The sequence below is a fragment of the Streptomyces sp. NPDC008163 genome (assembly GCF_042956885.1).
Lineage (GTDB): Bacteria > Actinomycetota > Actinomycetes > Streptomycetales > Streptomycetaceae > Streptomyces > Streptomyces drozdowiczii_A.
Map to the genome: position 1 here is coordinate 388,891 of NZ_JBIBHG010000005.1, position 22,556 is coordinate 411,446.

The 22,556-nt window shown below is 72.3% G+C and carries 20 protein-coding genes; 4 read left to right on the forward strand and 16 right to left on the reverse strand.

Annotated features, from left to right (window positions below; all coding sequences use genetic code 11):
• Window positions 1-8: 8 nt before the first annotated feature.
• The 3 genes from ACFZAT_RS14395 to ACFZAT_RS14405 are packed head-to-tail and all read right to left on the reverse strand — an operon-like array spanning window position 9 to window position 3,061.
• On the reverse strand, window positions 9-602 hold the full coding sequence (locus ACFZAT_RS14395) for a TetR/AcrR family transcriptional regulator (protein WP_018103668.1): 594 nt from the start codon (window positions 600-602) through the stop codon (window positions 9-11).
• 39 nt (window positions 603-641) lie between these two features.
• Window positions 642-2,300, reverse strand: coding sequence for an AMP-binding protein (locus ACFZAT_RS14400; RefSeq protein ID WP_391264131.1), 1,659 nt, complete (start codon window positions 2,298-2,300; stop codon window positions 642-644).
• Window positions 2,297-3,061 (reverse strand): SDR family NAD(P)-dependent oxidoreductase, encoded by a 765-nt coding sequence (locus tag ACFZAT_RS14405; protein ID WP_391264133.1) that lies wholly within the window; start codon window positions 3,059-3,061, stop codon window positions 2,297-2,299. Before ACFZAT_RS14405 ends, ACFZAT_RS14400 begins: the two co-directional genes overlap by 4 nt.
• Window positions 3,062-3,245: 184 nt before the next feature.
• Between ACFZAT_RS14405 and ACFZAT_RS14410 the strand changes: the two genes are divergently transcribed.
• Window positions 3,246-4,538, forward strand: a complete 1,293-nt coding sequence (locus ACFZAT_RS14410; RefSeq protein WP_391264134.1) for an exo-beta-N-acetylmuramidase NamZ domain-containing protein — start codon at window positions 3,246-3,248, stop codon at window positions 4,536-4,538.
• Window positions 4,539-4,642: 104 nt separating this feature from the next.
• Here ACFZAT_RS14410 and ACFZAT_RS14415 read toward each other — a convergent pair whose 3' ends face one another.
• Complete coding sequence (locus tag ACFZAT_RS14415; RefSeq protein WP_391264136.1) at window positions 4,643-7,480, reverse strand: penicillin acylase family protein; 2,838 nt, start codon at window positions 7,478-7,480, stop codon at window positions 4,643-4,645.
• Window positions 7,481-7,709: 229 nt separating this feature from the next.
• On the opposite strand from ACFZAT_RS14415, the gene ACFZAT_RS14420 reads away from it, so the two are divergent.
• Complete coding sequence (locus ACFZAT_RS14420; protein ID WP_391264137.1) at window positions 7,710-8,321, forward strand: hypothetical protein; 612 nt, start codon at window positions 7,710-7,712, stop codon at window positions 8,319-8,321.
• Between the two features lie 48 nt (window positions 8,322-8,369).
• Here ACFZAT_RS14420 and soxR read toward each other — a convergent pair whose 3' ends face one another.
• Window positions 8,370-8,885: a redox-sensitive transcriptional activator SoxR gene (gene soxR, locus ACFZAT_RS14425; protein ID WP_391264138.1), complete on the reverse strand. Its 516-nt coding sequence runs from the start codon at window positions 8,883-8,885 to the stop codon at window positions 8,370-8,372.
• Between the two features lie 128 nt (window positions 8,886-9,013).
• On the opposite strand from soxR, the gene ACFZAT_RS14430 reads away from it, so the two are divergent.
• Complete coding sequence (locus ACFZAT_RS14430; protein ID WP_161207181.1) at window positions 9,014-9,475, forward strand: MaoC family dehydratase; 462 nt, start codon at window positions 9,014-9,016, stop codon at window positions 9,473-9,475.
• Between the two features lie 76 nt (window positions 9,476-9,551).
• Here ACFZAT_RS14430 and ACFZAT_RS14435 read toward each other — a convergent pair whose 3' ends face one another.
• From ACFZAT_RS14435 to ACFZAT_RS14445, 3 genes are all read right to left on the reverse strand, one after another.
• Complete coding sequence (locus tag ACFZAT_RS14435; protein WP_161207180.1) at window positions 9,552-10,175, reverse strand: TetR/AcrR family transcriptional regulator; 624 nt, start codon at window positions 10,173-10,175, stop codon at window positions 9,552-9,554.
• Window positions 10,176-10,260: 85 nt separating this feature from the next.
• Window positions 10,261-10,551 (reverse strand): YiaA/YiaB family inner membrane protein, encoded by a 291-nt coding sequence (locus ACFZAT_RS14440; protein ID WP_391264141.1) that lies wholly within the window; start codon window positions 10,549-10,551, stop codon window positions 10,261-10,263.
• A gap of 59 nt (window positions 10,552-10,610) precedes the next feature.
• Entirely contained in the window at window positions 10,611-11,762 is a 1,152-nt protein-coding gene (locus ACFZAT_RS14445; RefSeq protein ID WP_391264143.1) for an acyl-CoA dehydrogenase family protein, read from the reverse strand.
• Window positions 11,763-11,826: 64 nt separating this feature from the next.
• On the opposite strand from ACFZAT_RS14445, the gene ACFZAT_RS14450 reads away from it, so the two are divergent.
• Window positions 11,827-12,492 (forward strand): TetR/AcrR family transcriptional regulator C-terminal domain-containing protein, encoded by a 666-nt coding sequence (locus ACFZAT_RS14450; protein ID WP_391264144.1) that lies wholly within the window; start codon window positions 11,827-11,829, stop codon window positions 12,490-12,492.
• Here the strand turns inward: ACFZAT_RS14450 and ACFZAT_RS14455 are convergent.
• From ACFZAT_RS14455 to ACFZAT_RS14490, 8 genes are all read right to left on the reverse strand, one after another.
• Window positions 12,489-13,448, reverse strand: coding sequence for a hypothetical protein (locus ACFZAT_RS14455; RefSeq protein WP_391264146.1), 960 nt, complete (start codon window positions 13,446-13,448; stop codon window positions 12,489-12,491). The genes ACFZAT_RS14450 and ACFZAT_RS14455 overlap by 4 nt on opposite strands.
• A gap of 9 nt (window positions 13,449-13,457) precedes the next feature.
• A complete protein-coding gene (locus ACFZAT_RS14460; protein WP_391264148.1) occupies window positions 13,458-14,537 on the reverse strand; it encodes a zinc-binding dehydrogenase in 1,080 nt (359 codons plus the stop codon).
• A 44-nt stretch (window positions 14,538-14,581) separates the two neighbouring features.
• A complete protein-coding gene (locus tag ACFZAT_RS14465) occupies window positions 14,582-15,976 on the reverse strand; it encodes an aldehyde dehydrogenase family protein (RefSeq protein ID WP_391264150.1) in 1,395 nt (464 codons plus the stop codon).
• A gap of 106 nt (window positions 15,977-16,082) precedes the next feature.
• Complete coding sequence (locus tag ACFZAT_RS14470) at window positions 16,083-17,441, reverse strand: ATP-binding cassette domain-containing protein (RefSeq protein ID WP_391264152.1); 1,359 nt, start codon at window positions 17,439-17,441, stop codon at window positions 16,083-16,085.
• Window positions 17,442-17,578: 137 nt separating this feature from the next.
• The gene (locus tag ACFZAT_RS14475; protein ID WP_391264154.1) at window positions 17,579-18,196 is read right to left on the reverse strand and encodes a TetR family transcriptional regulator; all 618 of its coding nucleotides are present in this window, start codon (window positions 18,194-18,196) and stop codon (window positions 17,579-17,581) included.
• A gap of 33 nt (window positions 18,197-18,229) precedes the next feature.
• Complete coding sequence (locus ACFZAT_RS14480; RefSeq protein WP_391264156.1) at window positions 18,230-19,540, reverse strand: hypothetical protein; 1,311 nt, start codon at window positions 19,538-19,540, stop codon at window positions 18,230-18,232.
• The gene (locus ACFZAT_RS14485) at window positions 19,537-20,337 is read right to left on the reverse strand and encodes a hypothetical protein (RefSeq protein WP_391264158.1); all 801 of its coding nucleotides are present in this window, start codon (window positions 20,335-20,337) and stop codon (window positions 19,537-19,539) included. Before ACFZAT_RS14485 ends, ACFZAT_RS14480 begins: the two co-directional genes overlap by 4 nt.
• Complete coding sequence (locus ACFZAT_RS14490; protein WP_391264160.1) at window positions 20,334-22,454, reverse strand: right-handed parallel beta-helix repeat-containing protein; 2,121 nt, start codon at window positions 22,452-22,454, stop codon at window positions 20,334-20,336. Before ACFZAT_RS14490 ends, ACFZAT_RS14485 begins: the two co-directional genes overlap by 4 nt.
• Between the last annotated feature and the right edge of the window lie 102 nt (window positions 22,455-22,556).

A 22,556-nucleotide genomic window follows, 5' to 3' on the forward strand; every position in this document is an offset into this window, starting at 1 on the left:
GGAGCCCGTTACGGTCTGAGGGCCCGGAGCAGCAGGTCGGCCAGGTGGTCCGCGACCTCCTGCGGGGTGAGGGGGCCGTCCGGGCGGTACCAGGTCGACAGGTGGTGGACCGAGCCGAAGTGGTAGTCGACGATGAGGTCCGCCGGGGTGGCGGTGGAGAAGACGCCGCTGCGCTGGCCCTCCTCGACCAGGGCGCGGAAGCGCTCGTGGTAGCGCCGCCGCTCGCCCCGTACCTGCTTGTTCTTCTCCGGGCTCAGGTGGTGCATGGAGCGGAAGAAGATCGAGGCGTCGTCCAGGTTCTCGATGGTGGTGACGACCACGTCGGCCGCCGCGTCGCGCAGCCGCTGCTCGATGGGCGCCTCGGCGTTGGCGAAGGCGTCGAGCCGCTCCTGCTGGAGGCGCAGTACCCTCGCGTACACCTCCTGGAGCAGGTCCTCCTTGGAGCCGAAGTAGTGGTACAGCGCCCCCTTGGTGACGCCGGCCGCCTCCACGATCTCCTGCACCGAGGTGCGGTCGTAGCCCTGCTCGGCGAAGAGCCGGGTGGCGGCGGCCAGCAGTCGCTGCGGGACGGGGGTGCCGCTCCCGTCCGTCTCCTTGGCCATAGCCGCCGCCTTCCTTCCGTGCGTACGCGTATGTCTGTTCTAGCGGGCTGAACGCAGTTCCCGCCTGAGGATCTTCCCACTTGCCGTCTTGGGCAGCTCGGCCAGGATCTCGACCTCGCGCGGGTACTTGTACGCGGCGAGCCGTTCCTTGCAGTAAGCGCCCAGCTCGTCCGGCTCCACTGACGCACCCGGCCGCAGGCTGACGTAGGCCCGCACGGTCTCGCCCCGGTAGGCGTCGGGCACGCCGACGACGGCGGCCTCGCGGACGGCCGGGTGCGTGTAGAGGACGTCCTCCACCTCACGGGGCCACACCTTGAACCCGGAGGCGTTGATCATGTCCTTCTTGCGGTCGACCACGTAGAGCCAGCCCTCGCGGTCCATGAAGCCGATGTCGCCGGTGCGCAGCTCGCCGTCGGGGAAGGCGGCCGAGGTGGCCTCGGGCAGTCCCCAGTAGCCGGAGACGACCTGCGGGCCGCGCACCGCGATCTCGCCCTGCTCCCCGAAGGGCACCTCGGCGCCGTTCTCGTCCAGGATGCGGACGACGGTGTCGGGGCCCGGCACGCCGACCGAGAGGGTGCCGGAGACCGGGTCGACGGGCGCCTCGCGCTCCGGGGGTACGGAGGCGCAGGGCGCGGTGCACTCGGTGAGGCCGTATCCGTTGCGTATGTACGGGCCGAAGCCCGACCGGAACTTCTCCACGAGCGCGGGCGGCAGCGGCGCGCCGCCGGACGAGATGACCTGGAAGGACGCGAAGTGCTCGGGCGTCACGCCGGGCGTGGCGGCCAGCGCCATGAAGGCGGTGGAGGGCCCGACGGTGTACGCGGGGCGGTGCTCGGCGAAGGCGTCGAGGACGACCCCGGGGTGGAAGCGGTAGGCGAGGACGAGGGTGCCCCCGTTGGTGAGGCAGGCGGCCAGCTGGCAGACCATGCCGGTGATGTGGAAGAGCGGGGCGAGCGCGAAGTAGGCGGCGCCCTCGCGGACGGGGTGGCCGGTGCGCTGGCGTTCGGCGTTGACCATCATGTTGCCGTGGGAGTTCAGGGCGCCCTTGGGGGTGCCGCTGGTCCCTGAGGTGTAGCTGATCAGCGCGGTGTCGGCGGCGGTGAGTTCCCGTCCGGCGGGGGCGGCGAGTCCCTGGCGGGCGACGGCGACCAGGTCGTCGGCGTCCCCGGCGGCGGGCAGCCGCTCGAAGTCGAGGACCCGCTCGTCGTTCTTCGTCTGCAGGTCCAGCTCGCAGGCGGTGAGCGCGATCCGGAGGCCGGGCGCGGCGGCGGCGGTGTCGCGGAGGTACGCCTCCCAGGCCCGGTCCGAGCAGATCAGCGCGGTGACCTGGGCGTCCTTGAGGACGTGCCCGACCTCGGCGGACTTGTACATCGGGTTGAGCGGGACGACGGTGGCGCCGGCCTTCCAGGCGCCGAGCAGCGCGAGGACGAACTGCGGGGAGTTCTGGAGCATGATCGCGACCCGGTCGCCGCGCTCCAGGCCCCGCGCGGCGAGGTGGCCGGCCACGGAGTCGGAGAGCCCGTCCGTCTCACGGTAGGTGAGGCGTCCGTCGAAGTAGGCGAGCGCCGGGTGGTCCGGGGTGCGGTCCACGAACGCGCGGAAGGCGTGCACCAGGGTCTCGGCCGGGTGGACGGGGGCTCGCTGGGCCTCGCTGAGCAGCGGGAGCCAGGGCTTCGCCGCGTAGATGGACTCGGTCATGCTCCGGTCTCCTCCCAGGTGCGCTGGAGGCGGTTCATGCCGCGGATCCAGCGGTCGGTGTCGGCGGCCCTGGCTTCGTAGTAGCCGGCGACCTCGGGGTGCGGCAGGACCAGGAAGCGGTCCTCGGCCATGGCGTCGAACAGGGCGTCCGCGACGGCCTCGGGCTCGATGGCGCCGGGGGCGAGGACGAGCTCGCCGGCCGATCCGGCGGCGGTGAGCATGTCCGTGCGCACGCCCTGCGGGCAGATCGCGTGGACCTTCACGCCCCGGTGCCGGTAGGTCAGCGACAGCCACTCCGCGAAGGCGACCGCACCGTGCTTGGTGACGCTGTACGGGGCTGCGCCGATCATCGTCAGCAGCCCGGCGGCGGATGCGGTGGCGACGAACCGGCCGCTGCCGCGCTCCAGCCAGTCCGGGAGCAGCGCGCGGGCGGCCCGGACGTGCGCCATCACGTTGACGTCCCAGGCCGCGGCCCAGACCTCCTCGTCGGCGAGTGGGTCGCCGGGCGAGGCGAGGCCCGCGTTGGCGCAGTACACGTCGACGGTGCCGTCCAGGGCGTCCCGGGCCGCGTCCACGATCCGGGAGGCGTCCCCGGCGACGGCGGTGGCGCCGATCTCGTCGGCGAGCGCCTCGATCCGGGACGCGTCGAGGTCGTTGACGACGACCCGTGCGCCCTCGGCGGCGAATCTGCGGGCGAGGGCGGCGCCGATGCCGCCTCCGGCCCCGGTGACCACTACGCCCGCGCCCTGCACCGTACTCATCGCTCTCGCACCTCTCAGCCGACTGCACCGGCAGACTAACCAGTCGGTATGTCGTGTGGGAAGGGGTGGCGGCGTCTCATCGGCCACTCCTGGCGCGGCAGCCCCGTCCGACACGTTCCCCCGGGCCGCTCGGCGCGCTAGCGTGCGTGGCCATGACACTCGTCGCGATCTTGGAGGTAGCCGAATGAGCCTGTCCAGGCGTGGTTTGCTGACCGCCGGCGGTGCGATGGGGGCCCTCGCGGCCACGGCCGCCTCGGCCGGCCCGGCGGCTGCCGGTACGTCGCACGGCATGGGCCACGGGCACGGGAACGGCCACGGGGGCGGGCCGCGGGTCCGTACCGGCTTCGACCGGCTGGCGGCGGACGGCTACGCCCTGCTGAAGGGGCAGCGCGTCGGCGTCGTCACCAATCCGACCGGGATCACGTCCGACGTCCGGCACATCGTGGACGTGATGCACCCGGACGGCCGGGTGGACCTCACCGCCGTCTTCGGACCCGAGCACGGCTTCCGGGGCACCGCGCAGGCGGGCGGTTCCGAGGGGCGCTACGACGACCCGGCGACCGGGCTGCCGGTCTACGACACGTATCTGAAGAGCGGTCAGGCGCTCGCCGACGTCTTCACGGCGTCCGGCGTGGACACGATCGTCTTCGACATCCAGGACGCGGGCGCCCGCTTCTACACGTACATCTGGACGCTGTACGACTGCATGGAGGCGGCCGCGCTCGCGGGCAAGAAGTTCGTCGTGCTCGACCGGCCGAACCCGGTGACCGGGCGGGCGGCGCTCGGGCCGGTCCTCGACCCGGCATTCGGCACGTTCGTGGGCCGGCGGGAGATCTCGCAGGCGCACGGCATGACGGTGACCGAGCTGGCGCTGCTGTTCAACGGGGAGTTCCTGAAGGACCGCCCGGCCGAGCTGGAGATCGTGAAGATGTCGGGCTGGTCGCGCTCGGACTTCTTCGACGCGACGGGGCTGCCGTGGGTGCCGCCGAGCCCCAACATGCCGACGCCCGACACCGCCCTCGTCTACTCCGGCACGTGCCTCTTCGAGGGGACGAACCTCTCCGAGGGGCGCGGCACGACGCGCCCGTTCGAGCTGCTGGGCGCGGAGGGCATCGACCACAGGTGGGCGGAGGCGGCCAACGCGCTCGGTCTGCCCGGGGTGGCGTTCCGCGAGGCGTACTTCGCGCCGACGTTCTCGAAGTTCCAGGGCGTCACGGTGGGCGGGGTGCAGCTGCACGTCCAGGACCGCGAGGTCTTCGACCCGGTGCGTACGGGGATCGCGCTGCTGATCACCGCGAAGCGGACGTGGAGCGGGTTCGCGTGGCGGTCGGACAACTGGATCGACAAGCTGACCGGCAATACGCGGGTGCGCACGATGATCGACGCGGGGGCGGACCTGGACGAGGTCGTCGGCGCGTGGGCGTCGGACCTCGCGAAGTTCCGGGCCGTCCGTAAGCGGTACTTGCAGTACCGGTGAGGGTGCGGGCGGGCCCGCGCGCGTGTCGCCTGTGCGCGCGGGCCCCCCGGCGAGCCGGTTCCGTCCTCGATCGCCGGACGGGCTTGATTTTCCCGGCCGCATCCTCAACGGTGTGCCGGGAACTCCACCACCTGCTGGTACGTCGGGCGGTTCTGCCAGTGGATGCCCTTCTGGGCGATGCCGCCCAGCGCACGGTGGATGATCGAGTCCGTGCACCACTGCTCACCGGCCTTGCAGCTGTCGTCGGCCGGGTAGAGCTCGGCCGCCGGCACCGCCGCCGCCTCCTTGAGCGAGGCGAGCAGCGCCGTACGGCAGGCGCTCAGGTCGCCGCCGCCGCAGTACGACTTGGCCAGCGGGCCCCTGACCTGCTGGCCGAGCACCTGGCGCAGGTCCTTGTCGGCGAAGCCCCACCAGCCGTACTGGAAGGCCGAGCCGCTGTGCGCCCCGCTCGGCCCGTGACTGGCGGCCGGGGACTCGTCGGTGGCGAGGTTCGCGGTGAGCGCCCCGTACAGGTCGTCACCGAGACCGGGCCGGAACTCCGCCTCGATCAGCCTCGGCCACCACGCGTCCATGATCCGGACCGCGTCGGCGTGGGTGTACGTGTGCGAGCCGGGGCTCGTCTCCTTGCGCTGGGAGCCCGCCGCGCGCCAGGAGTCCAGTTGCTGGACCACCGCGTTCAGGTCGGGGTCGGTGACCGGCTGGGAGCGGATGACCTTCAGCAGCTCGGGCAGCAGTTGCTCGCCGCGCAGGTCGGTGAGGGCCGCGTCCGCCATGGCCCGGGTGAGCGAGGCGCGGGTCACGCCGCCCTCGTCGACCAGCTTGGAGACCCGGTCGTCCAGCAGGTCGCCCCGGTGCACCGCGCTGAGCCCGAAGCCCGAAGCGGCGTACCCCTCGGCCTGCTTGTTGTTCCAGGAGATGTAGTAGTCCTGGCCGCTGGAGTGCGGGTGCTCGGCGAAGGCGGTGTACGAGGCGGTGTTGGCGCCCGGCTCGTAGCCCTGCCACTCGTACGCCTTCTCGGCGCGGATCGGGAGCGCCGGGTCCACGCCGGACGGGCGCACCGGGTTCATGCCGCTGTTGTAGTAGGCGGCGGTGCGGGAGTCGGCGTAGAACCAGTTGAAGGCGTAGTCGATGTTGCTCGCCGCCTGCTGGAAGGAGGCCGCGTCGGTGACGTACGCCGGGTCGTTGAGCATCTGGAAGCCGATGATCGAGTCGGCCTCGTGGCGGTACGTCGAGCGCAGCGTGGTGTACGCGACGGGCTTGCCGCCCACGGTGGCACGGTGGGTGACGATGCCGTAGTTCGTGCGACAGACCTGCATCCGGTACGAGCCCTTGGCGGTGGAGTCCGCGACGGTCGGCTTCCAGGAGTTGGTCTTCTCCATCTTCTCCATCGCGGTGCAGGTGCCCCGGTAGAGGTAGTGCGTGGAGTCCTTGGTCGGCGCGGAGCCGTCGGGCTCGCACAGGTCGATCGCGTACGTGTCGGTGATGTCCTGCCCGGCCGAGGTGGCGCTCCAGGCGTAGTCCTGGCCCCGGCCCATCTGGATGTACATGCCGACACCTGCGAAGGAGACGCCTCGCGCGCTGAGGCCGGGGCCCTGGAGCTCCTGGAGCATCATCAGCTGCGGCGCGAAGTAGCCGGTCTGCGGCCCGAACACGGCGATCGGGTGCCCGCTCGCGGTGCTCTTGCCGGACACCAGCAGGGCGTTGGACATCCCGCGCTTCTGGGCGCCGGAGCCGGAGCCCGGCAGCGAGCCCTCCGGAATGACGCCGTTGTCGAAGATGCCCTGCGCCTTCTTGAGCGCGGCCGATGCCTTGACCGGGGCCTTGGCTCCGGTGCCGGCCGAGCCGGTGCGGTCGTGGATCAGCGGCTCGGCGGTGACGGAGCCCTGGTCCGGGAGGGCGGTGCCGACGGCCTTGTCGGGCTTGTTCGCGTACGGGAACGAGGTGCCGTCGTGAATGGTCAGCACGGCCTCGGGGTCGTTGCGCTGGCGGAACGACTCCCAGACCTTGGTGCCCTCGGCGACGCCGTACTTCTGCTGCGCGGAGAGCAGCGACAGGGCCGCCTGCACCTCGCCGCCGCCCCCGCCGCCGAACTGGCCGCCGACGACCGAGGCGATGGAGATCAGGTCGGTGAGCTTGAACGGCTGGATCTCGCCGATGTTGGTGATGGCGTCGATCTTGCCGGTCAGGACGTACTCGCCGGGGAAGTAGCGGCCGTCCTTCGACTTCTTGCGGTACGCGTTGATGCCGTCGACGTACGCCTGCGCGTCCGCCATGGCCTGTTCGCCCCTGGCCCCTTCATGGGTCCTGATGTATTCGACCTGGGCCTCCAGATCGGCCTCGGTGTACGGGGCCTGCGGCCAGAACTGCTGCTCCAGGCCCTGGTTGGCGAGGGCTCCGCCGGCGAACGAGGTCAGCTCGCCGCGCCCGATGTGCCGGAAGAGGTCCATGAGCCACAGCCGGTCCTGCCCGGCCGCGTATCCGGCGCCGAACTCGGTGCCGTAGCGCGTGGTGCCCTTGATGTGCGGGACGCCGGAGGACTTGTCACGGGTGATGGTGACGTCGTCGCGCGGCGAGGTGACGGACTCGACCTGGTCCTTCGGGACGCCGAACGAGGCGTCGTTGAAGAAGTCGGTGAGCTTCTGGTCGGTGAGCCCGGTGTGCCCCGCGACCAGCCCGTTGTAGCGGTCGAGCTGGTCGTCGCTGTGCGCGGGATGGGTACCGAACGCCTTGTTGCCCAGGATCTCCACCAGGGTGGCGTTGCCGTTCTCGCCGGGCGGCAGGATGTCGTCGCACTGGCCCTGGCAGTAGTCGGGGACGGGGTCCGCCTCGGCGGCGCCCGCGTGGGGAGCGGCGGCGAGCAGGGACGCGCCGAGGGCGAGAGCCGCGGCGAGGGCGGCGGCTCTGGTGGTACCGGTGCGGGTCATACGGGTGCGTGGGGGCATGCGTACTCCTCCGAGAGGCCGATGCGCGGCAGGTTACTGGCGGTACGACCAGCCGGTAAGATGAACATCGGTCACCTTTTCCGAATCACCACATGCCGCCGGATTCTGTGCGGCGTCTCATCTTTCGGGCGCTCCGGCCTTTGAATGGAGCCGATCCGGGCAGTCGTACGTCCATCCCCTGACGCCGAAGTACGGGCGACGGAGTACGAGCGACGGAGGTGGCGGTGCAATGGCCGGTTTCCGGAGTCTGGCGAGACAGGTCCGCGACCCGAGAAGCGATCTGGCGCTGCGGCGGTACTCGCTGCGCAAGTGCCTGGAACGCTTCGCCCCTTACGGGCACCGGGCGACCTGGGACCATCTGTGCGCCCGGCACGGCATAGCTCCCGAGGACCGGGACCCGGACCCGGTGCGGCTGGTGCGGGCACTGGACGAGCTGGAGCGGGCCCGCACGGTCTGGCTCGGTTACGAGGCGGGCTTCGCGGAGCGCCGCAGGCGGGAGAAGCACCGGGGGCTGCGCCGGCCCGGCGCCTTCGACGACTGGCACCGGCGCACCTGGGGCGGCAATGGTGTCGCGCGCTGCGACGACCCGGCGGTCCATCCCTCGGCCCCGCTCGCCGAGGTGCTGGCCCGGCTGATCTCGGCCCTGGAGGCGGAGCCGGGGCCCGGCTGCCCGGTGTGCGGCAAGACCAGGATCACCTGGCGGCACGACCTGGACAGCGAGCCGTGGTCGGGCCCGGTCTGCACGGGGTGCGGGATCGTGGTGCCGCAGCCCGTGCTCACCCCGGCGGCCCTGGCGCGGGCCCGCCGGGACCGGGCGGGCGATCTGGCGACGGTGGCCTGAGGAGCGGGTGGGCGGCCCGCCGCGTGCGGACCGCCCGGCACGCGTCCGTCAGCAGCGGCGCTCGGCGCTCTCCACCGGCTCACGGCTCACCGGCGCGCGGTCAGCCGCCTTGCGCTCCGGCATCAGGCGGGAGCCGCTGATCTTCTCGCCGCTGATGTCGTCCGGGTTGGACAGGACGCAGGTCTCCAGCGAGAGGCAGCCGCAGCCGATGCAGTCGGTGAGGTGGTCGCGGAGCCGGCCCAGCTGCTTGATCCGCTCGTCCAGCTCGGAGCGCCAGGCGTGCGAGAGCCGCGCCCAGTCGTCGCGGTTCGGGGTGCGCTCCTCGGGGAGTTCGGCCAGCGCCTCGCGGATCGTGGCCAGCGGGATGCCCACCCGCTGGGCCGCGCGGACGAAGGCGACCCGGCGCAGCGCGTCCCTGCTGTAGCGGCGCTGGTTGCCGCTGGTGCGGCGGCTGCTGATCAGGCCCTTGGCCTCGTAGAAGTGCAGGGCCGACACGGCGGCGCCGCTGCGCGCGGAGAGCTGGCCGACGGTGAGTTCGTGAAGTGTCTGCGGGATCTGGGGCACCCGTCGAAGCCTACGTGCCCCGCCCGGCCGCCGGTCCGTCGTTGACAGGAACGCACCCGCGCACGATGCTGAGCAAGCGCTTAGAAAGCGTGGACGATCAGTGGAGCGTGAAGGGCAGGAGCAGGGACATGGCTGAGCCGAGGATCTTCGAGTCCGCGCAGGAGCTGCGGGACGGCGTGGGCGAGCAGCTGGGGTACAGCGACTGGCTGGAGGTCGACCAGAAGCGGATCGACCTGTTCGCCGACGCCACCGGCGACCACCAGTGGATCCACGTGGACCCGGAGAAGGCGGCGGCCGGCCCGTTCGGGAAGACCATCGCGCACGGCTATCTGACGCTGTCGCTGCTGCCGGTGCTCGTCCCGCAGGTCATGGCGGTCGAGGGCGCGAAGATGGGCATCAACTACGGCACCAACAAGGTCCGTTTCCCCTCCCCCGTGCCCGTCGGCTCGCGGGTGCGCGCGACGGCCGTCCTGAAGAGCGTCGAGGAGGCGGGCGGCGGCGTGCAGATCACCGCCGTCGTGACGGTCGAGCGCGAGGGCGGCGACAAGCCGGCCTGCGTCGCCGAGTCGGTGTCGCGCTACTACTTCTGAACCCGCCGCACCCGCGCCCGCGTGCGCACGCGAACGCCTCCGGCCCCACGAGGAGACCGGGGGCGTTCGGCCGTGCTCAGCGCCCGGCGGCGACCATCCGCAGCACCAGGTCCGCGTACAGCTCGGCGACCTCGTCGGGGGTCCGGCTGCCCTGCGCGTTGAACCAGCGCGCCACGTCGATGCAGAGCGACAGCACCGCGAGCGTGGTGCCCGGCACGTCCGGCACGTCGAACTCGCCGGAGGCGACGCCCTCGCCGATGATCCGGCGCACCACCGCGTCGGTCCTGCGGCGCAGCGCGATGATCTCGGTGCGGTGCTCCTCGCCGAGCGCGTCCAGCTCGTACTGGACCACGCGGGCGGTGGTGTGCCGTTCGGCGTGCCAGCGGACGAAGGAGCGTACGGCGGTGGCGAGCCGTTCGGCGGCCGTGCCGTCGCCGTCGGCGGCGGCCTCCAGCACGGCCAGGGCCCGGTCGTGGCCGATCCGGCTGATCCGGTGGAGCAGCTCTTCCTTCGTCTTGTAGTGGATGTAGAGCGCGGCGGGGCTCATTCCGGCGCGGCCCGCGATGTCCCGGGTGGTCGTCGCGTGGTACCCGCGCTCGGCGAAGGCGTCGACGGCCGCGACGAGGAGCCGCCGGGCGGCCTCGGGCGTCACCTCGGCCCACGGCGGGTCCTCGGCGTCGGTCTCCTGCGCCGTGCTCATCGTCGCTCGCCCCTCTCAGTCAGCAGGACGCACACCATACCCCGATCCTGAGCAAGCGCTTAGGGAAACCTTTCGCGGAGGGGCCTCAGAGCTTCTGGAACGGGTCGTGCTCGGCGAGGATCTTCTCCAGCCGGGCCTGGTCGACCCGGCTGACCAGCTGGCCCGCCTCCTGCCGGTCCCGGACGACCTTGGCCAGCGTGAAGCAGGACGTGACCAGATACAGGACGCCGATGGCGAGGAAGGCACGCACCCAGGCGTCCGCGTCGAGGAAGTAGATTCCGAGGGTCACCGCGGCCATCGCGATCCCGAAGGACGCGACGGCCTGCCCGAAGTAGGCGCCGGTGGTCTGCTGTTTGACCGGTGTCGTCTCACTCATGGCGCCCAGCATCCGGCGGTATGACGCACGCCACATCCGTTCGGATACTCAGAAGATACTCAGAACGCCGAAACCCCGGTCAGGGCGCGGCCGATGATCAGCTTCTGGATCTGACTGGTGCCCTCGTAGAGCGTCATCACGCGGGCGTCCCGGAGCAGCTTGCCGACCGGGTACTCATCGATGTAGCCGTAGCCGCCGAAGACCTGGAGCGCGTTGTTGGCGGCGCGGACGGCGGCCTCGGAGGCGAAGAGCTTGGCCCGGGACGCGGCGGTGGCGAAGTCCTGGCCCCGGTCGATGAGGTCGGCGACCCGCCAGGTGAGCAGGCGCGCCGCCTCGACGTCCACGGAGATGTCGCTGATGAGCTCCTGGACGAGCTGGTAGCCCGCGATGGGCCTGCCGAACTGCTCGCGCTCACCGGCGTATCCGACGGCCGCGTCCAGGGCCGCCTGGGCGATGCCGACACAGCCGGCCGCCACCGACATCCGCCCCTTGGCCAGGGCGGACATGGCGATCGAGAAGCCCTTGCCCTCGGGGCCCAGCAGGGCGCTCGCGGGGACCCGGACGTCCTCCAGGACCAGTTCGGCCGTGGCCTGGCCGCGCAGTCCGAGCTTGCCGTGGATGGTGCGGCGGGTGAGGCCGGGGGTGTCGGCGGGGACCAGGAAGGCGGAGACGCCCTTGTGGCCGGGGGTGTCGCCGGTGCGGGCGAAGAGGAGCACCACATCGGCCCAGGTGCCGTTGGTGATGAACATCTTGCTGCCGTTGATCACGTAGTCGCCGCCGTCCCGCACGGCCCGGGTCGCCAGGCTGCCCGCGTCCGAACCGGTGCCGGGTTCGGTGAGCCCGAAGCAGCCGACCGCGTCACCCGAGGTGAGCCGGGGCAGCCACCGGCGCTTCTGCTCCTCGTCGCCCCAGGCCGCGACGGTCTTGGCGACCAGGCCGAGCGAGACCGAGACGATCCCGCGCACCGAGGAGTCGCCCCGGCCCAGCTCCTCGGTCACCAGGCAGTAGGCGAGGTGGTCGCCGCCCGAGCCGCCGTACTGCTCGGGGACGGTCAGGCCGAGGAAGCCGAGGGCGCCGAGCTTCTTGACGATCGACTTGTCGACGTTCTCGGACCGGTCCCACTCGGCCGCGTACGGGGTGACATCGCGTGCCACGAAGTCCCGCGCGAGCTGCCGGACGGCTTCCTGCTCCTCGCTCAGCTCCAGGTTCATCGCCGCACCCTCCGCCTTAATTAGCACTGCTAGTTTTCTGATCGCAGGGCCTACTATGTGCCGCATGGCCCGCCCGCGCAAGCCCCTCCTGAGCAGAGAACGCATCGTCGAGACGGCGAGCGCCCTCGTGGACGCCGAAGGGCTCGACGCGGTGTCGACCCGGCGTCTGGCGGCCGAGCTGGGAGTCAGCGGGCCCTCGCTGTACAACCACTTCCGCAACAAGGACCAGATCCTGGACGCGGTGGCCGACGCGGTCTCGGCGCAGGTCGACCTGTCGATGTTCGAGGAGTCAGATCCGCGGGACTGGCGGGCCGCGCTGCACGACTGGGCGGTCTCCTACCGGGCCGCGCTCGCCGCGCATCCGCACATCGTCCCGGTGCTCGCCCAGGGGCCCGGGCGCCGCCCGGCCGGTCTGCGGGTCGCGGACGCCGTGTTCGGGGCCATGGTGCGCGCGGGGTGGCCGCCGGCACAGGCCACGTACATCGGCGCGCTGATGCGTTACTTCATCACCGGCTCGGCGCTCGGCTCGTTCGCCCGGGGGTTCGTGGACGACGAGACGGCGTACGACCCCGCCGACTACCCGCACCTGGGCCAGGCGCACCTGCTGGCGGAGCGGCGGCAGCAGGTGGACGAGGGCGCCTTCGAGACGGGGCTGCGGGCGCTGGTGGACGGCCTCGAAGCGCAGTACGCGCAGCTGGAGCCCGCCCGGCCGCGTCCGGACAGGCCCTAGGAGGCGCGGGCCTCGCGGGCCTCGTTGCCCGAGGTGCGGGCTCCGTCCGCCGCCAGCCCGCCCACGTTGACCGGCACGAGCGTCACCGTGACGGCTCCCTGGGAGAAGGACCGGCCGTGGCGGCCGTGGAAGCTCTCGGGGAGTTCCTCACCGATCTCGGACGCGGTCTTGTAGATGTCGAAGATGCCGGCGACGCCGACGGCCGGATCGGCGTCCGTGGAGCCGGCGGTCTGCTCGACGGTGATGCGGTCGCCGCCGTCCTGCGCGACGACGCCCGCGACGTGGTAGGGCCACCCGGTGCTGTTGACCGGAACGTCCTGCGCCCACTCCGTCTCGATGATGGAGTACGCCTCTCCGACGCCGGGGGCCTCGTCGTGGTTGCCCCCCTCGCGGCTCTCGGCGTAGGCGCGGGCCCGCTCGACGTTCTGCTCGTCGCCTTCCCCGAACAGGCCGCCGCCCCGGAACGCGCTGGCGTCCTGCCCCATCTGCAACGCCTGGGCGTGCATGACCTCTTCGGCGGAGTGCGAGCAGTCCTCAAGGAAGGACTTCATCGGCGCGTAAGGGATGTACTCGGCTTCGCCGATGGTCGCCTTCCGACGCCGCGTGGCCACCTCGCAGTAGCGGGGCGGGGCGACGTCGCTGCGTACGTACAGCTCGTACTGGTCGCTGCCCTTGGGGCCGCGCAGGGCGTACTTGCCGGTCTGGGAGACGCGCCAGGTGACCGTGCCGGCCTTCTCCTCGGTGTACCGCTGCACCACGGGCGCGCCGTCCTGCGCGTGGGCGTGGCCGGACCGGCGGAGCATCTGCACGACCGCCGCGTTGCCCAGGGCGGCCTGCATCCCGGACAGCGCGGCGGACGGCTCCGTCCGCTCGGCCGCCGCTGACCCCCGCCGGGGCGCCCGCAGTACGTCATCGGCCCTCTGGTCCTGCCCGCCCCGACCGCGCCTGGAAGTCACACGATCACCTTAGAACACCACCAGCGCCCGGCCGCCCTTGCCCGCGATCATGTGCTCGAAGGCGGCCGGAATGCCGTCCAGGCCGATGCGCTCGGTGACCATCATGGAGAGGTCGAAGCGGCCCTCCCTGATGTGGTCCGCCAGCACCGGCAGATCGCGGGCCGGGTCGCTGTTCCCGTACACGCAGCCGGTCAGGGTGCGGCCCCAGTGGAAGATCTCCAGGGCGTTGAAGGTGACCTGCTGGTCCTTGCCGCCGATGCCGACGACCGTGGTGCGGCCGCCCCTGCGGGTGGACTCCCAGGCGCTGCGGATGGTGGCCGCCCGCCCCACGCACTCCACGGCCACGTCCGCGCCCTGACCACCGGTCAGCTTTCGGATGTCCCGGGGCGTGGTCTCCGAGGCGATGACGAAGTCCGTGGCGCCCGCCCGGCGGGCCAGCTCCTCCTTCTCCGCGGAGACGTCGACCGCGATGACCTGCGAGGCCCCCGCGATCCGGGCGGACTGGAGCACGGCGAGCCCGACGCCGCCGATGCCGAACACCACGACGGACTCCCCCGCGCGGACCCGGGCGCTGTGGTGGACCGCGCCGTAGCCGGTGAGTACCGCGCAGCCCAGCAGCGCCGCGTCGGTGAGCGGGATGCCGTCCGGGGCGGGCAGCACGCAGTTCCCGGCGACGACGGTCTCCTCGGCGAAGGCGGCGACGTTCAGCCCGGGGTGCAGGTCGGTGCCGTCGGCGGTGCGGGCGTGCAGGCCGGCCGCACCGGCCAGGGCGTTCACGCAGAGCCACACCTCGCCGATGCCGCAGTGGTGGCAGCTGCCGCAGGAGGGCGCCCAGTTGAGGACGACGCCGTCGCCCGGGGCGACATGGCTGACGCCCTCGCCGACCGCGACGACGGTGCCGGCGCCCTCGTGGCCGAGGACGGCGGGGACGGGCACCCGCATGGTGCCGTTGGACAGCGAGAGGTCGGAGTGGCAGACCCCGGCGGCCGCGAGGCGGACGCGCACCCGGCCGGGGGCGGGCTCCGGCAGGACGATGTCGGTGATCTCCAGCGGAGCTCCGACGGCGGGCAGTACGGCGGCGCGGACCACGGACTGGCTCCTTGCTGATCGCTGAGGGGTGGGCGGTACGGGGCTCAGAACTGGAGGGACTTGGTCTGGAGGTATTCGGCGAGGCCGTGCGCGCCGAGTTCGCGGCCGACTCCGGACTGCTTGTAGCCGCCGAAGGGCGCGAGCGGGTTGAACCGGCCGCCGTTGATGTCGACCTGCCCGGTGTCCATCCGGCGGGCGAAGGCCACGGCGGTCTCGTCGTCGGCTGCCCAGACGGCGCCCGCGAGCCCGTAGACGGTGCCGTTGGCGATGCGGAGCGCGTCGTCCTCGTCCTCGTACTTCAGGATCGAGACGACGGGGCCGAAGATCTCCTCCTGGGCGATCGTCATCTCCGGGGTGACGTCGGCGAAGACCGTGGGGCTGACGTAGTAGCCGGTGGGCAGCGGGGACTCGGGGCCGCCGGCGACGAGGCGGGCGCCCTCCTCGACGCCCTTCTCGATGTAACCGCGCACCCGGGCCCGCTGCTTGGCGTTGACGAGCGGGCCTACCCGGTCGCCGGGCACGTACTTGGCGACGGCCGCCGCCGCGAGCGCCACGGCCTCCTCGTACCGCTCGGCGTCCACCAGCATCCGAGTCCAGGCGCTGCACGTCTGGCCGGAGTTGGACATCACGTTGGCGACGCCCACGTTGACCGCCTTGGCGAGGTCCGCGCCGGGCAGGATCACGTTGGCGGACTTGCCGCCCAGTTCCAGCGCGACGCGCTTGACGGCGGCGCCGGCCGTGGCGCCGATCTGCCGCCCGACCGCGGTGGATCCGGTGAAGGAGACGAGGTCGACGTCCTCGTGCGCGGCGAGGGCCTGTCCGGCGACCGGGCCCAGGCCGGTGACCAGGTTGAAGACGCCCGCGGGCAGCCCGGCCTCGGCGACCGCCTCGGCGAAGAGCTGCGCGGTGAGCGGGGTGTCCTCGGCGGGCTTGAGGACGACCGTGCAGCCGGCGGCCAGCGCGGGGGCCACCTTGGCGACGATCTGGTGCAGCGGGTAGTTCCAGGGGGTGATCGCGCCGACGACGCCGACGGGCTCCAGATAGACCGTCGAGTTGCCGTGCCGCTCCTCGAAGGAGTACGTGGCGGCGAGTTCGGCGTACGTCCCGGCGACCAGGACCGGGAGGCCCGCGTGCACGGAGACGGCCAGCGCGGGCGGGGCGCCCAGCTCGGCGGTGACCGTCTCTGCGATCTCCTCCGCCCGGACGCCCAGCACGTCGCGGAGCGCGGCGATGCGGGCGGCGCGCTCGGCGGGCGGGGTGGCGGCCCAGCCGGGGAAGGCGGCGCGGGCGGCGCGCACCGCGGCGTCGACGTCCTCGGCGGTGCCGGCCGGGACGTGGCCGATGACCTGCTCGTCCGCCGGGTTCACGACCGCGATCGTGTCCGTTCCCGCGGCGCGCCGCCAGGCGCCGCCGATGTACATGCCGTCGTGGGCCTTCATCGCTGTTCCTCCCGGGCGCGGTGACGGACGGGATCGTCCGGAGCCCAAACTAGCGCTGTTAGTTTTCAGGCGCCAGAGACCCCCGTCACGTGCCGGGCTCCCCCGTCTACATGTCCAGCCCCGGTACGTCCTTCGGCAGCGGGCAGATGCGGCGGCCCTGGTGGTCGAAGACGTACAGGTGCGCGAGGTCGACCAGCAGGGGCACCTGGCCGCCGGTGCGCAGCATCATGTCGGGCCCGGTCCGCACCACCAGGTCGCTCGCGGTGACGGCGGGGCGGTCCGGGCTGTGCATGCCCGGCGGCAGGTCGTCGGCCTCCGGCGCGTCCAGGACGGCGACGGACCCGCCGACGTAGGAGGTGGCGCGCTCCCTGATCCGGTCCAGCATCCCCGTACCGCCCTGGCCGCCGCGCCGCCTGCGCACGGGGCCCCGGTCGGTGCGGGCCGATTCCAGCTCGGGGACCACGGCGGGCCGGGAGCCGGTGTTGAGGTGGACCAGCGCCTCGTGGCCCTGGTACTCGACGTGCTCCACGATGCCGCTGAGCGCGACCTCGCCGGGGCGGGCGTGGCTGGGCGGGGCGATCCGGACCGCCTCGGAGCGCAGGCCGACGATGATCGGGCGGCCCTGCTGGATGCGCAGGAGCTGGTGGTCGGGGCTGAGCGGTTCGGGCAGGGGGAGGCGCTGGCGGCCCAGGTCGATGGACATCCGGCCCTCCAGGGGCGCGTGCACCACGGCCTGGAGGAGGTTGATCCGGGGCGTCCCGATGAACGCGGCGACGAACACGTTCTCCGGCAGGGCGTACACCTCGCGCGGCGGGCTGACCTGCTGGAGAACCCCGCCGCGCATGACGGCGACCCGGTGGCCGAGCGACATGGCCTCGGCCTGGTCGTGGGTCACGTACACGGTGGTGACGCCGAGTTCCTTGGTGAGCTGGGCTATCTCGGCGCGCAGGTGGTTGCGGAGCTTGGCGTCGAGGTTGGACAGCGGCTCGTCCATGAGGAAGGCGGAGGGCTGGCGCGAGATGGCCCGCCCCATGGCGACCCGCTGGCGCTCGCCGCCGGAGAGCTGGCCGGGGAGCCGGTCCAGGATGCGCTCGATCCCGAGCATCCTGGCCGTGTTCTCGATGCGCTCGTTGTGGTCGGCGCGCGGGTTCTCCAGCTTCAGCGGGAATCCGATGTTGGCCCGGTTGGTCATGGTCGGGTACAGCGCGAAGTTCTGGAAGACCATGGCCATGCCGCGTTCGCGCGGGGTGAGGTGGTTGGCCGGTTCGCCGTCGAGCAGGATCTCGCCCTCGCTGGTGTCCTCCAGACCGGCGATCATGCGGAGCACGGTCGACTTGCCGCAGCCGGAGGGGCCCAGCAGGACGACGAACTCGCCCGGGTCGATGGAGAGCGAGAGACGGTCGACGGCGCGCGGGGACCGTCCGTACGCCTTGCTGACGTTGTTCAGGGTGATGGCGCGAGTCATGTGTTCCGCCCGGGAGGGATGGTGATGGAGCGGTGGGGAGCGGCAGCAGTGGCCCGAAATTAGCCCACTACGCCCGGTGAGGGAATGACTCGCGCAAAGTTGGGTACGCCCCGGCCGCATTCACCGCCGCACGGGGCTCAGTCGAGCCTCCGGGCCAGGTAGGCGTGGATGAGGTCGCGGGTCTCAGCGACGAGTGCGCCGTCGCCGGACGGGTCGCCGCGGAAGGCGAGTTTGAGCAGGGCGTCGGCCGCCTCCACGCAGACCAGGATCGCGCGCAGCAGGTCCGCGTCGGCCTCCCGGCCCAGCTGTCCCGCGAGGAGTCCGGTGAGCCGTCCGGCGACCCGCTGGTTGGCGTCGTCGGCCGGGTCCTCGTCGGGTGCGGGGGCGCCGAAGTCGACCAGGGCGAAGCCGGGGACGGTGCGCTTCATCGCCAGGTACTCGTCCAGCACGGCGTCGATCGCGCCGCGCCAGTCGGCGGTCTCGATGGCGGTGAGCCGGGCGGTGATGCGCTCGGCGTAGCTGTCCAGGTTGCGGCGGGCCAGCGCGTCGGCCAGGGCCCTCTTGTTGGAGAAGAAGCGGTAGACGGAGCCGATCGGCACCCCGGCCCGCTGGGCGACGGCCCGGGTGGACAGCTGCTCGTAGCCGATCTCGTCCAGGAGTCCGGCGCAGGCGTCGAGGATGCGGGCGAGGCGTTCGGCGCTGCGCTGCTGGACCGGGGCGCGGCGGAGGTTGTTCGTGTCGGGCACGCCTTCCATGATGCAGGGGGCCTCCTGGGCTGATGGCGGCGGTCAGGCGATGAGCAGGGCGAGCCCGCCCACGGTGTACGCGATCATCAGGACGAGCAGCGGGAGTTGGCCGATGACGGCGCGCCGGGGCGGCATGAGCCGTACGGACCGGTCATGCGCGGCTATGACCCCGAGGACGTGACCGGTGACGATGGCGAAGACCTGGAGGGTGGCGACCCCGCCCGGCCCGAGGGGCGGTTCGGGCACCGGGGGCCGGTCGGCGCCGAACGCCAGGCGCACGGTGTGCGGGCCCTCGGTGGCAAAGAGCGTGAAGTAGTGGGCGACGAGGTAGCCGAGCGCGATCGGCACCAGTGAGTGGGCGAACGCGGTGAGCGGGTGGGGCAGGGTGCCGCAGACGAGCCGGGTGGCACCGGCGCAGAGCCCGTACAGGGTGGCGACGAGGACGACGGCGCCGAGCAGCCCCAGGGTGGCGGTGCTGGTGCGGCCCAGCTCCGAGGTCTGCACGGTGGTGATCCAGCGCGGCGCGTCGGAGAAGCCGTCGTACGCGGTGGAGCCGAGCATCACGCAGACGGTGGCGACGAGTCCGGGGAGCCGGGGCGTGGCGTCGAGCCCGTTGAACGGTGAGCGGACGACGAGGCGGCCGTCGGCGGGGCGGCGGCCGAGGAGGGAGAGCCTGCCGAGGAGGCCGGAGTAGACCTCGAAGGCGTCGGCGCGGTCGAACCAGGGGGCGCCGAAGACCGCCGCAGCGGTGAGGTGGACGGCCGCGTAGACGCCGAGGAACACCAGCAGGGCGGTGGGCGAGGCGGGGTCGGGGGCGACGAGTTCCAGCCAGGTGAAGGCGAGGAGACCGGTGGCGGCGGGCCACATGCCGAGGCGTACGGGGAGGGGGCGGCCGGTCTCCGGGTCGCGGCCGAGCGCCCGGCAGGCGAGGAGGTGCAGGGTGCGCAGCGGGTTGAGCGGGCGCCAGACGGGCCCGAGGAGCAGCGAGGCGGGGACGAGCCCGACCCACAGGAGGACGTAGACCGCGCCCGGCGCCGGGTTGCGGTCCGGGTCGGCGGGGCCGAGGAGCAGCCACAGCACGACGGAGAGCGCGCCGGCCAGGCCGAGCGTGCGGAGGACGAGCCGGGTGGCGCGGGCGTCGGCCGCGCGCTGGACGGCGGCCGGGAGCGGGCGGCCCGCCGTGTCGCCGCTGAACCGCGAGTCCGACCAGAGCAGGCCGAGCGCGAGGAACGAGACGAAGAGCGCGGCGAAGGCCCCGGCGAACGCGTAGAAGGGCGAGAGGGGCAGGTCGTGCTGGGCCCCGATGCCGTGGGCGAGGACGCGCACGGCACCGGGGGCGGAGGAGCCCGTCACCGGACGACGAGCTGGGTCAGCAGGAGGTCCGACTCATGGGTCTCGACCTCGAAGAGGCCGGTGCGGTCGGCGGTGAAGGTGACCGTGACGGTCCGTCCGGCGGGGAGCTTCGCCTCCTGGTCGTAGCCGTGGACGTGCAGGACGTCGTCGCGGTCGCTGCGCACCCGCAGGCGCACGGTGCGGCCCTTCTCGATCTCGGTGCGGCCGGGGGCGGGGCTCACCTTGCCGCCCTTGATGGCCAACTCGACCGTGAAGGCGTCGTCGTCGGGGCTCGCGGACGCGTCGCCGAGCGTGGCGGCGGCCCGGACCGGGGTGGAGCCGACGGCCCAGGCGGTGTGGTCGTCGGCGTACAGCCCCGCGGTGAGGCGGGTGCCGCCCCCGGCCGCCCGGAGCAGCGATGCGGGCAGGTGGAACCACGCGCTGTAGACCCGGGCGAGCGGGTGGCCGTCCAGGAAGAGCCGGGCGTGACCGCGTCCGGCGAGTGCGCCGCCGCCCACGCTGTCCGGGGTGAAGCGGAAGTTGCGCACGGTGAGGTGGACGTTCCAGCCGTCCTCCGAGTCGGGCCGGACGGCGAGGTCCACCTCGGGGGCGCCGTCGGCGTCGACCTGGCGGAGCCGGTGGCCGTCGCCGTCGTCGGCCTTCAGGAGGCGGCCGTTGCTGCCGGTGTCCTCGGCGTGGCTGGTGCCGGGCTTGTGGTGGGTGGTGGCCCTGCCCCCGCAGGCGCCCGCACCGAGGACGAGGACGGCGGCGGCGAGCAGGGCGAGGGCGGGGCGGGCGACGGGGCGGGCGCGGGTCATGAGGGGTCGCCTTCCGAAGCGGTGGCGTCGGGCTTCGCGGAGGGGGCGGCAGACACGGGCTCCGGCGCGGCGGCGTCGTCGTCCGGCCCGCTGTCGTCCGCGCCCCCGGCGCGCTCCGCGTCCCGCTCCCCGTGCCGGGCGGCGGCCACGACGGCCCAGACGACCCAGACCAGGCCGAGCAGCCCCCGTACCCACGCCGGGCTGAGCGGAATCCACGGGATCATGAACACGCCCTTGTCCAGCGCGTCGAGCAGCGTCAGCGCGCCCAGGACCACGGTCACCCAGCCGAACACCGGCCGCGCCGGACGCAGCGCCAGGCCGATGCCGGTCCACCAGAGCCCGGTGAGCAGCAGTGCGACGGCGGGGACGTGGGTGGCGGCGAGGCCCATGGTGGACCCGGCCACGTCCAGGCCGAGGCCGATGACGCCGAGGACGGACGCGACCGTGGCGATCCGGCTGGTCCGGAGCCTCCGCCACCACAGCACCCCGCCGACGAGCACGAGGACCACGGCGATGCCCAAGGCGGCCTGGACCTCGATGCGGGCGATGCCGCGTGCCCCGTACCAGTCGCACCCGGCCGGGAGCCGCCGGGCGCGTACGTCGTAGTCGGCGCAGACCAGCAGCTGGGCGAGCTTGACCGGTTCGCCGAGGAGCCGGTCGGTGGAACCGGAGACATCGCCCCGCTTCGCGCCACAGCTGGGCAGGGAGCGCGGGGTCGAGGCGCCGGCGTCGGACTGCCAGCAGTTGCCGTCGCCCTGGCCGTCCCACCAGACGTCGGTGGCGTTGGGGCGGGACCTGCCGTTCCTGTCCTTGCCGAGGTGGTTCCCGGCGTAGCGGTTGTGGTGCGAGGTGTCGGTCTGCTTGCCGAGGGCGTTCTCGCCCCGGATGAAGGCGGGGACGGCGCTCAGGAAGAAGGCGGCGCGGTTCTGGCCGTAGATCCAGTTGTCCTCGTAGCGGTTCCAGTTGCCGCCGGCGGTGATGATGCCGGTGCCCGGGGGCATGGAGATCTGCGGGCAGACGACGCCGTCCTCGTAACCCCGCTCGGCGGGGGGCTCGGCGCAGGTGCCGTCGGCGACGTAGCGGTAGTAGTCGGCGTTGTTGTCGTGGATCAGGTTGCGCTCGAAGCGGGCGTGGTTCTGCGGGAGTCCGGGGTGGCCGGGAAAGGCGCTGTCCATCGAGGCGCCACCCATGTTGTGGTCGAACTCGTTGTCGTGGACGTAGACGGAGTCGCCCGCCGTGCCCGAGTAGCCGACCATGCTGTGGTGGCTGCGGCAGCCGGTGATCTCGATCGAGTAGCGCGGCACGTCGTAGCCGTAGCCGTCGTTGATGTCGGAGGCGCTGCCGGGGTAGATGCCGGAGTCGCCGTTGCCGTAGGACTCGCAGTTCTTGTACAGGCCGTGGTCGCTGGCGAAGGTCAGGAAGCCGTACTCGTCGTTCCAGCGGGTCAGCACGTCGTCGATGACGAAGCCGTCCTGGGCGAGGACGTAGAGCGAGTTGAAGGTGGTGCGCTGGGCGGTGAAGTTCCTGAAGTAGATCCCGTCGGACTTGTCCGAGCGGATCGCGTTGAGCTTGCGGTACTTGGCGTCGATGACGACGTCCGTGCGGGCGGCCCCGGTGCCCTCGATCTGAAGGTCCTTCTTGCCGAGTATCGCCACCAGGTTCTGGTTGTGCGGGCACTTCGCCTGCTGCGCGTAGCTGAGGATCTGGTAGCCCAGCTTGGAGTCGGGGGCCTTGAGGCGGGCGCACTCCCCCGCCGGTGCGGGGAGGGAGGGCTCCTCTTCGTACAGGCCGGGCAGGATCGCGATGTTCTTCCCGGGGCCGTCGACGGCGTCGACCGCCTGCTGGAGGTGGCGGTAGCCGGAGGTGCGGCACCGCTCGAAGAGCTTGAGGTTGCGCGCCTTCAACGCCTCGGGGAATCCCGAGATCCGGCGCTCGAAGTCGGCCCGGTCGGTCTTGCAGACCAGGAGGTCGGGTTCGCCGGTGCGGTACACGGGGACGCTGCCGGTGCCGTCGGGCAGGGTCACCGGCCGTTCCTCGTGGGCCTGGGCAGCGGGGGCCGCGAGCAGTGCGGCGGCGAGCACCGCCAGAACCGCCAAAAGTCTTCGTGTCCACGACATGTGCGGGAGAGTAGAGCATTGTTCAGCTTTTTGAACCCCTTCTGCACGACGAATGCCGTTGACGCGCCACGCTTCCATTCCTACGTTTGTGCATAGGATTCC

Coding starts and splice junctions, on each gene's coding strand:
- ACFZAT_RS14395 (WP_018103668.1), bottom strand. CDS start 602: ATGGCCAAGGAGACGGACGGGAGCGGCACCCCCGTCCCGCAGCGACTG.
- ACFZAT_RS14400 (WP_391264131.1), bottom strand. CDS start 2,300: ATGACCGAGTCCATCTACGCGGCGAAGCCCTGGCTCCCGCTGCTCAGC.
- ACFZAT_RS14405 (WP_391264133.1), bottom strand. CDS start 3,061: ATGAGTACGGTGCAGGGCGCGGGCGTAGTGGTCACCGGGGCCGGAGGC.
- ACFZAT_RS14410 (WP_391264134.1), top strand. CDS start 3,246: ATGAGCCTGTCCAGGCGTGGTTTGCTGACCGCCGGCGGTGCGATGGGG.
- ACFZAT_RS14415 (WP_391264136.1), bottom strand. CDS start 7,480: ATGCCCCCACGCACCCGTATGACCCGCACCGGTACCACCAGAGCCGCC.
- ACFZAT_RS14420 (WP_391264137.1), top strand. CDS start 7,710: ATGGCCGGTTTCCGGAGTCTGGCGAGACAGGTCCGCGACCCGAGAAGC.
- ACFZAT_RS14430 (WP_161207181.1), top strand. CDS start 9,014: ATGGCTGAGCCGAGGATCTTCGAGTCCGCGCAGGAGCTGCGGGACGGC.
- ACFZAT_RS14435 (WP_161207180.1), bottom strand. CDS start 10,175: ATGAGCACGGCGCAGGAGACCGACGCCGAGGACCCGCCGTGGGCCGAG.
- ACFZAT_RS14440 (WP_391264141.1), bottom strand. CDS start 10,551: ATGAGTGAGACGACACCGGTCAAACAGCAGACCACCGGCGCCTACTTC.
- ACFZAT_RS14445 (WP_391264143.1), bottom strand. CDS start 11,762: ATGAACCTGGAGCTGAGCGAGGAGCAGGAAGCCGTCCGGCAGCTCGCG.
- ACFZAT_RS14450 (WP_391264144.1), top strand. CDS start 11,827: ATGGCCCGCCCGCGCAAGCCCCTCCTGAGCAGAGAACGCATCGTCGAG.
- ACFZAT_RS14465 (WP_391264150.1), bottom strand. CDS start 15,976: ATGAAGGCCCACGACGGCATGTACATCGGCGGCGCCTGGCGGCGCGCC.
- ACFZAT_RS14470 (WP_391264152.1), bottom strand. CDS start 17,441: ATGACTCGCGCCATCACCCTGAACAACGTCAGCAAGGCGTACGGACGG.
- ACFZAT_RS14475 (WP_391264154.1), bottom strand. CDS start 18,196: ATGGAAGGCGTGCCCGACACGAACAACCTCCGCCGCGCCCCGGTCCAG.
- ACFZAT_RS14485 (WP_391264158.1), bottom strand. CDS start 20,337: ATGACCCGCGCCCGCCCCGTCGCCCGCCCCGCCCTCGCCCTGCTCGCC.
- ACFZAT_RS14490 (WP_391264160.1), bottom strand. CDS start 22,454: ATGTCGTGGACACGAAGACTTTTGGCGGTTCTGGCGGTGCTCGCCGCC.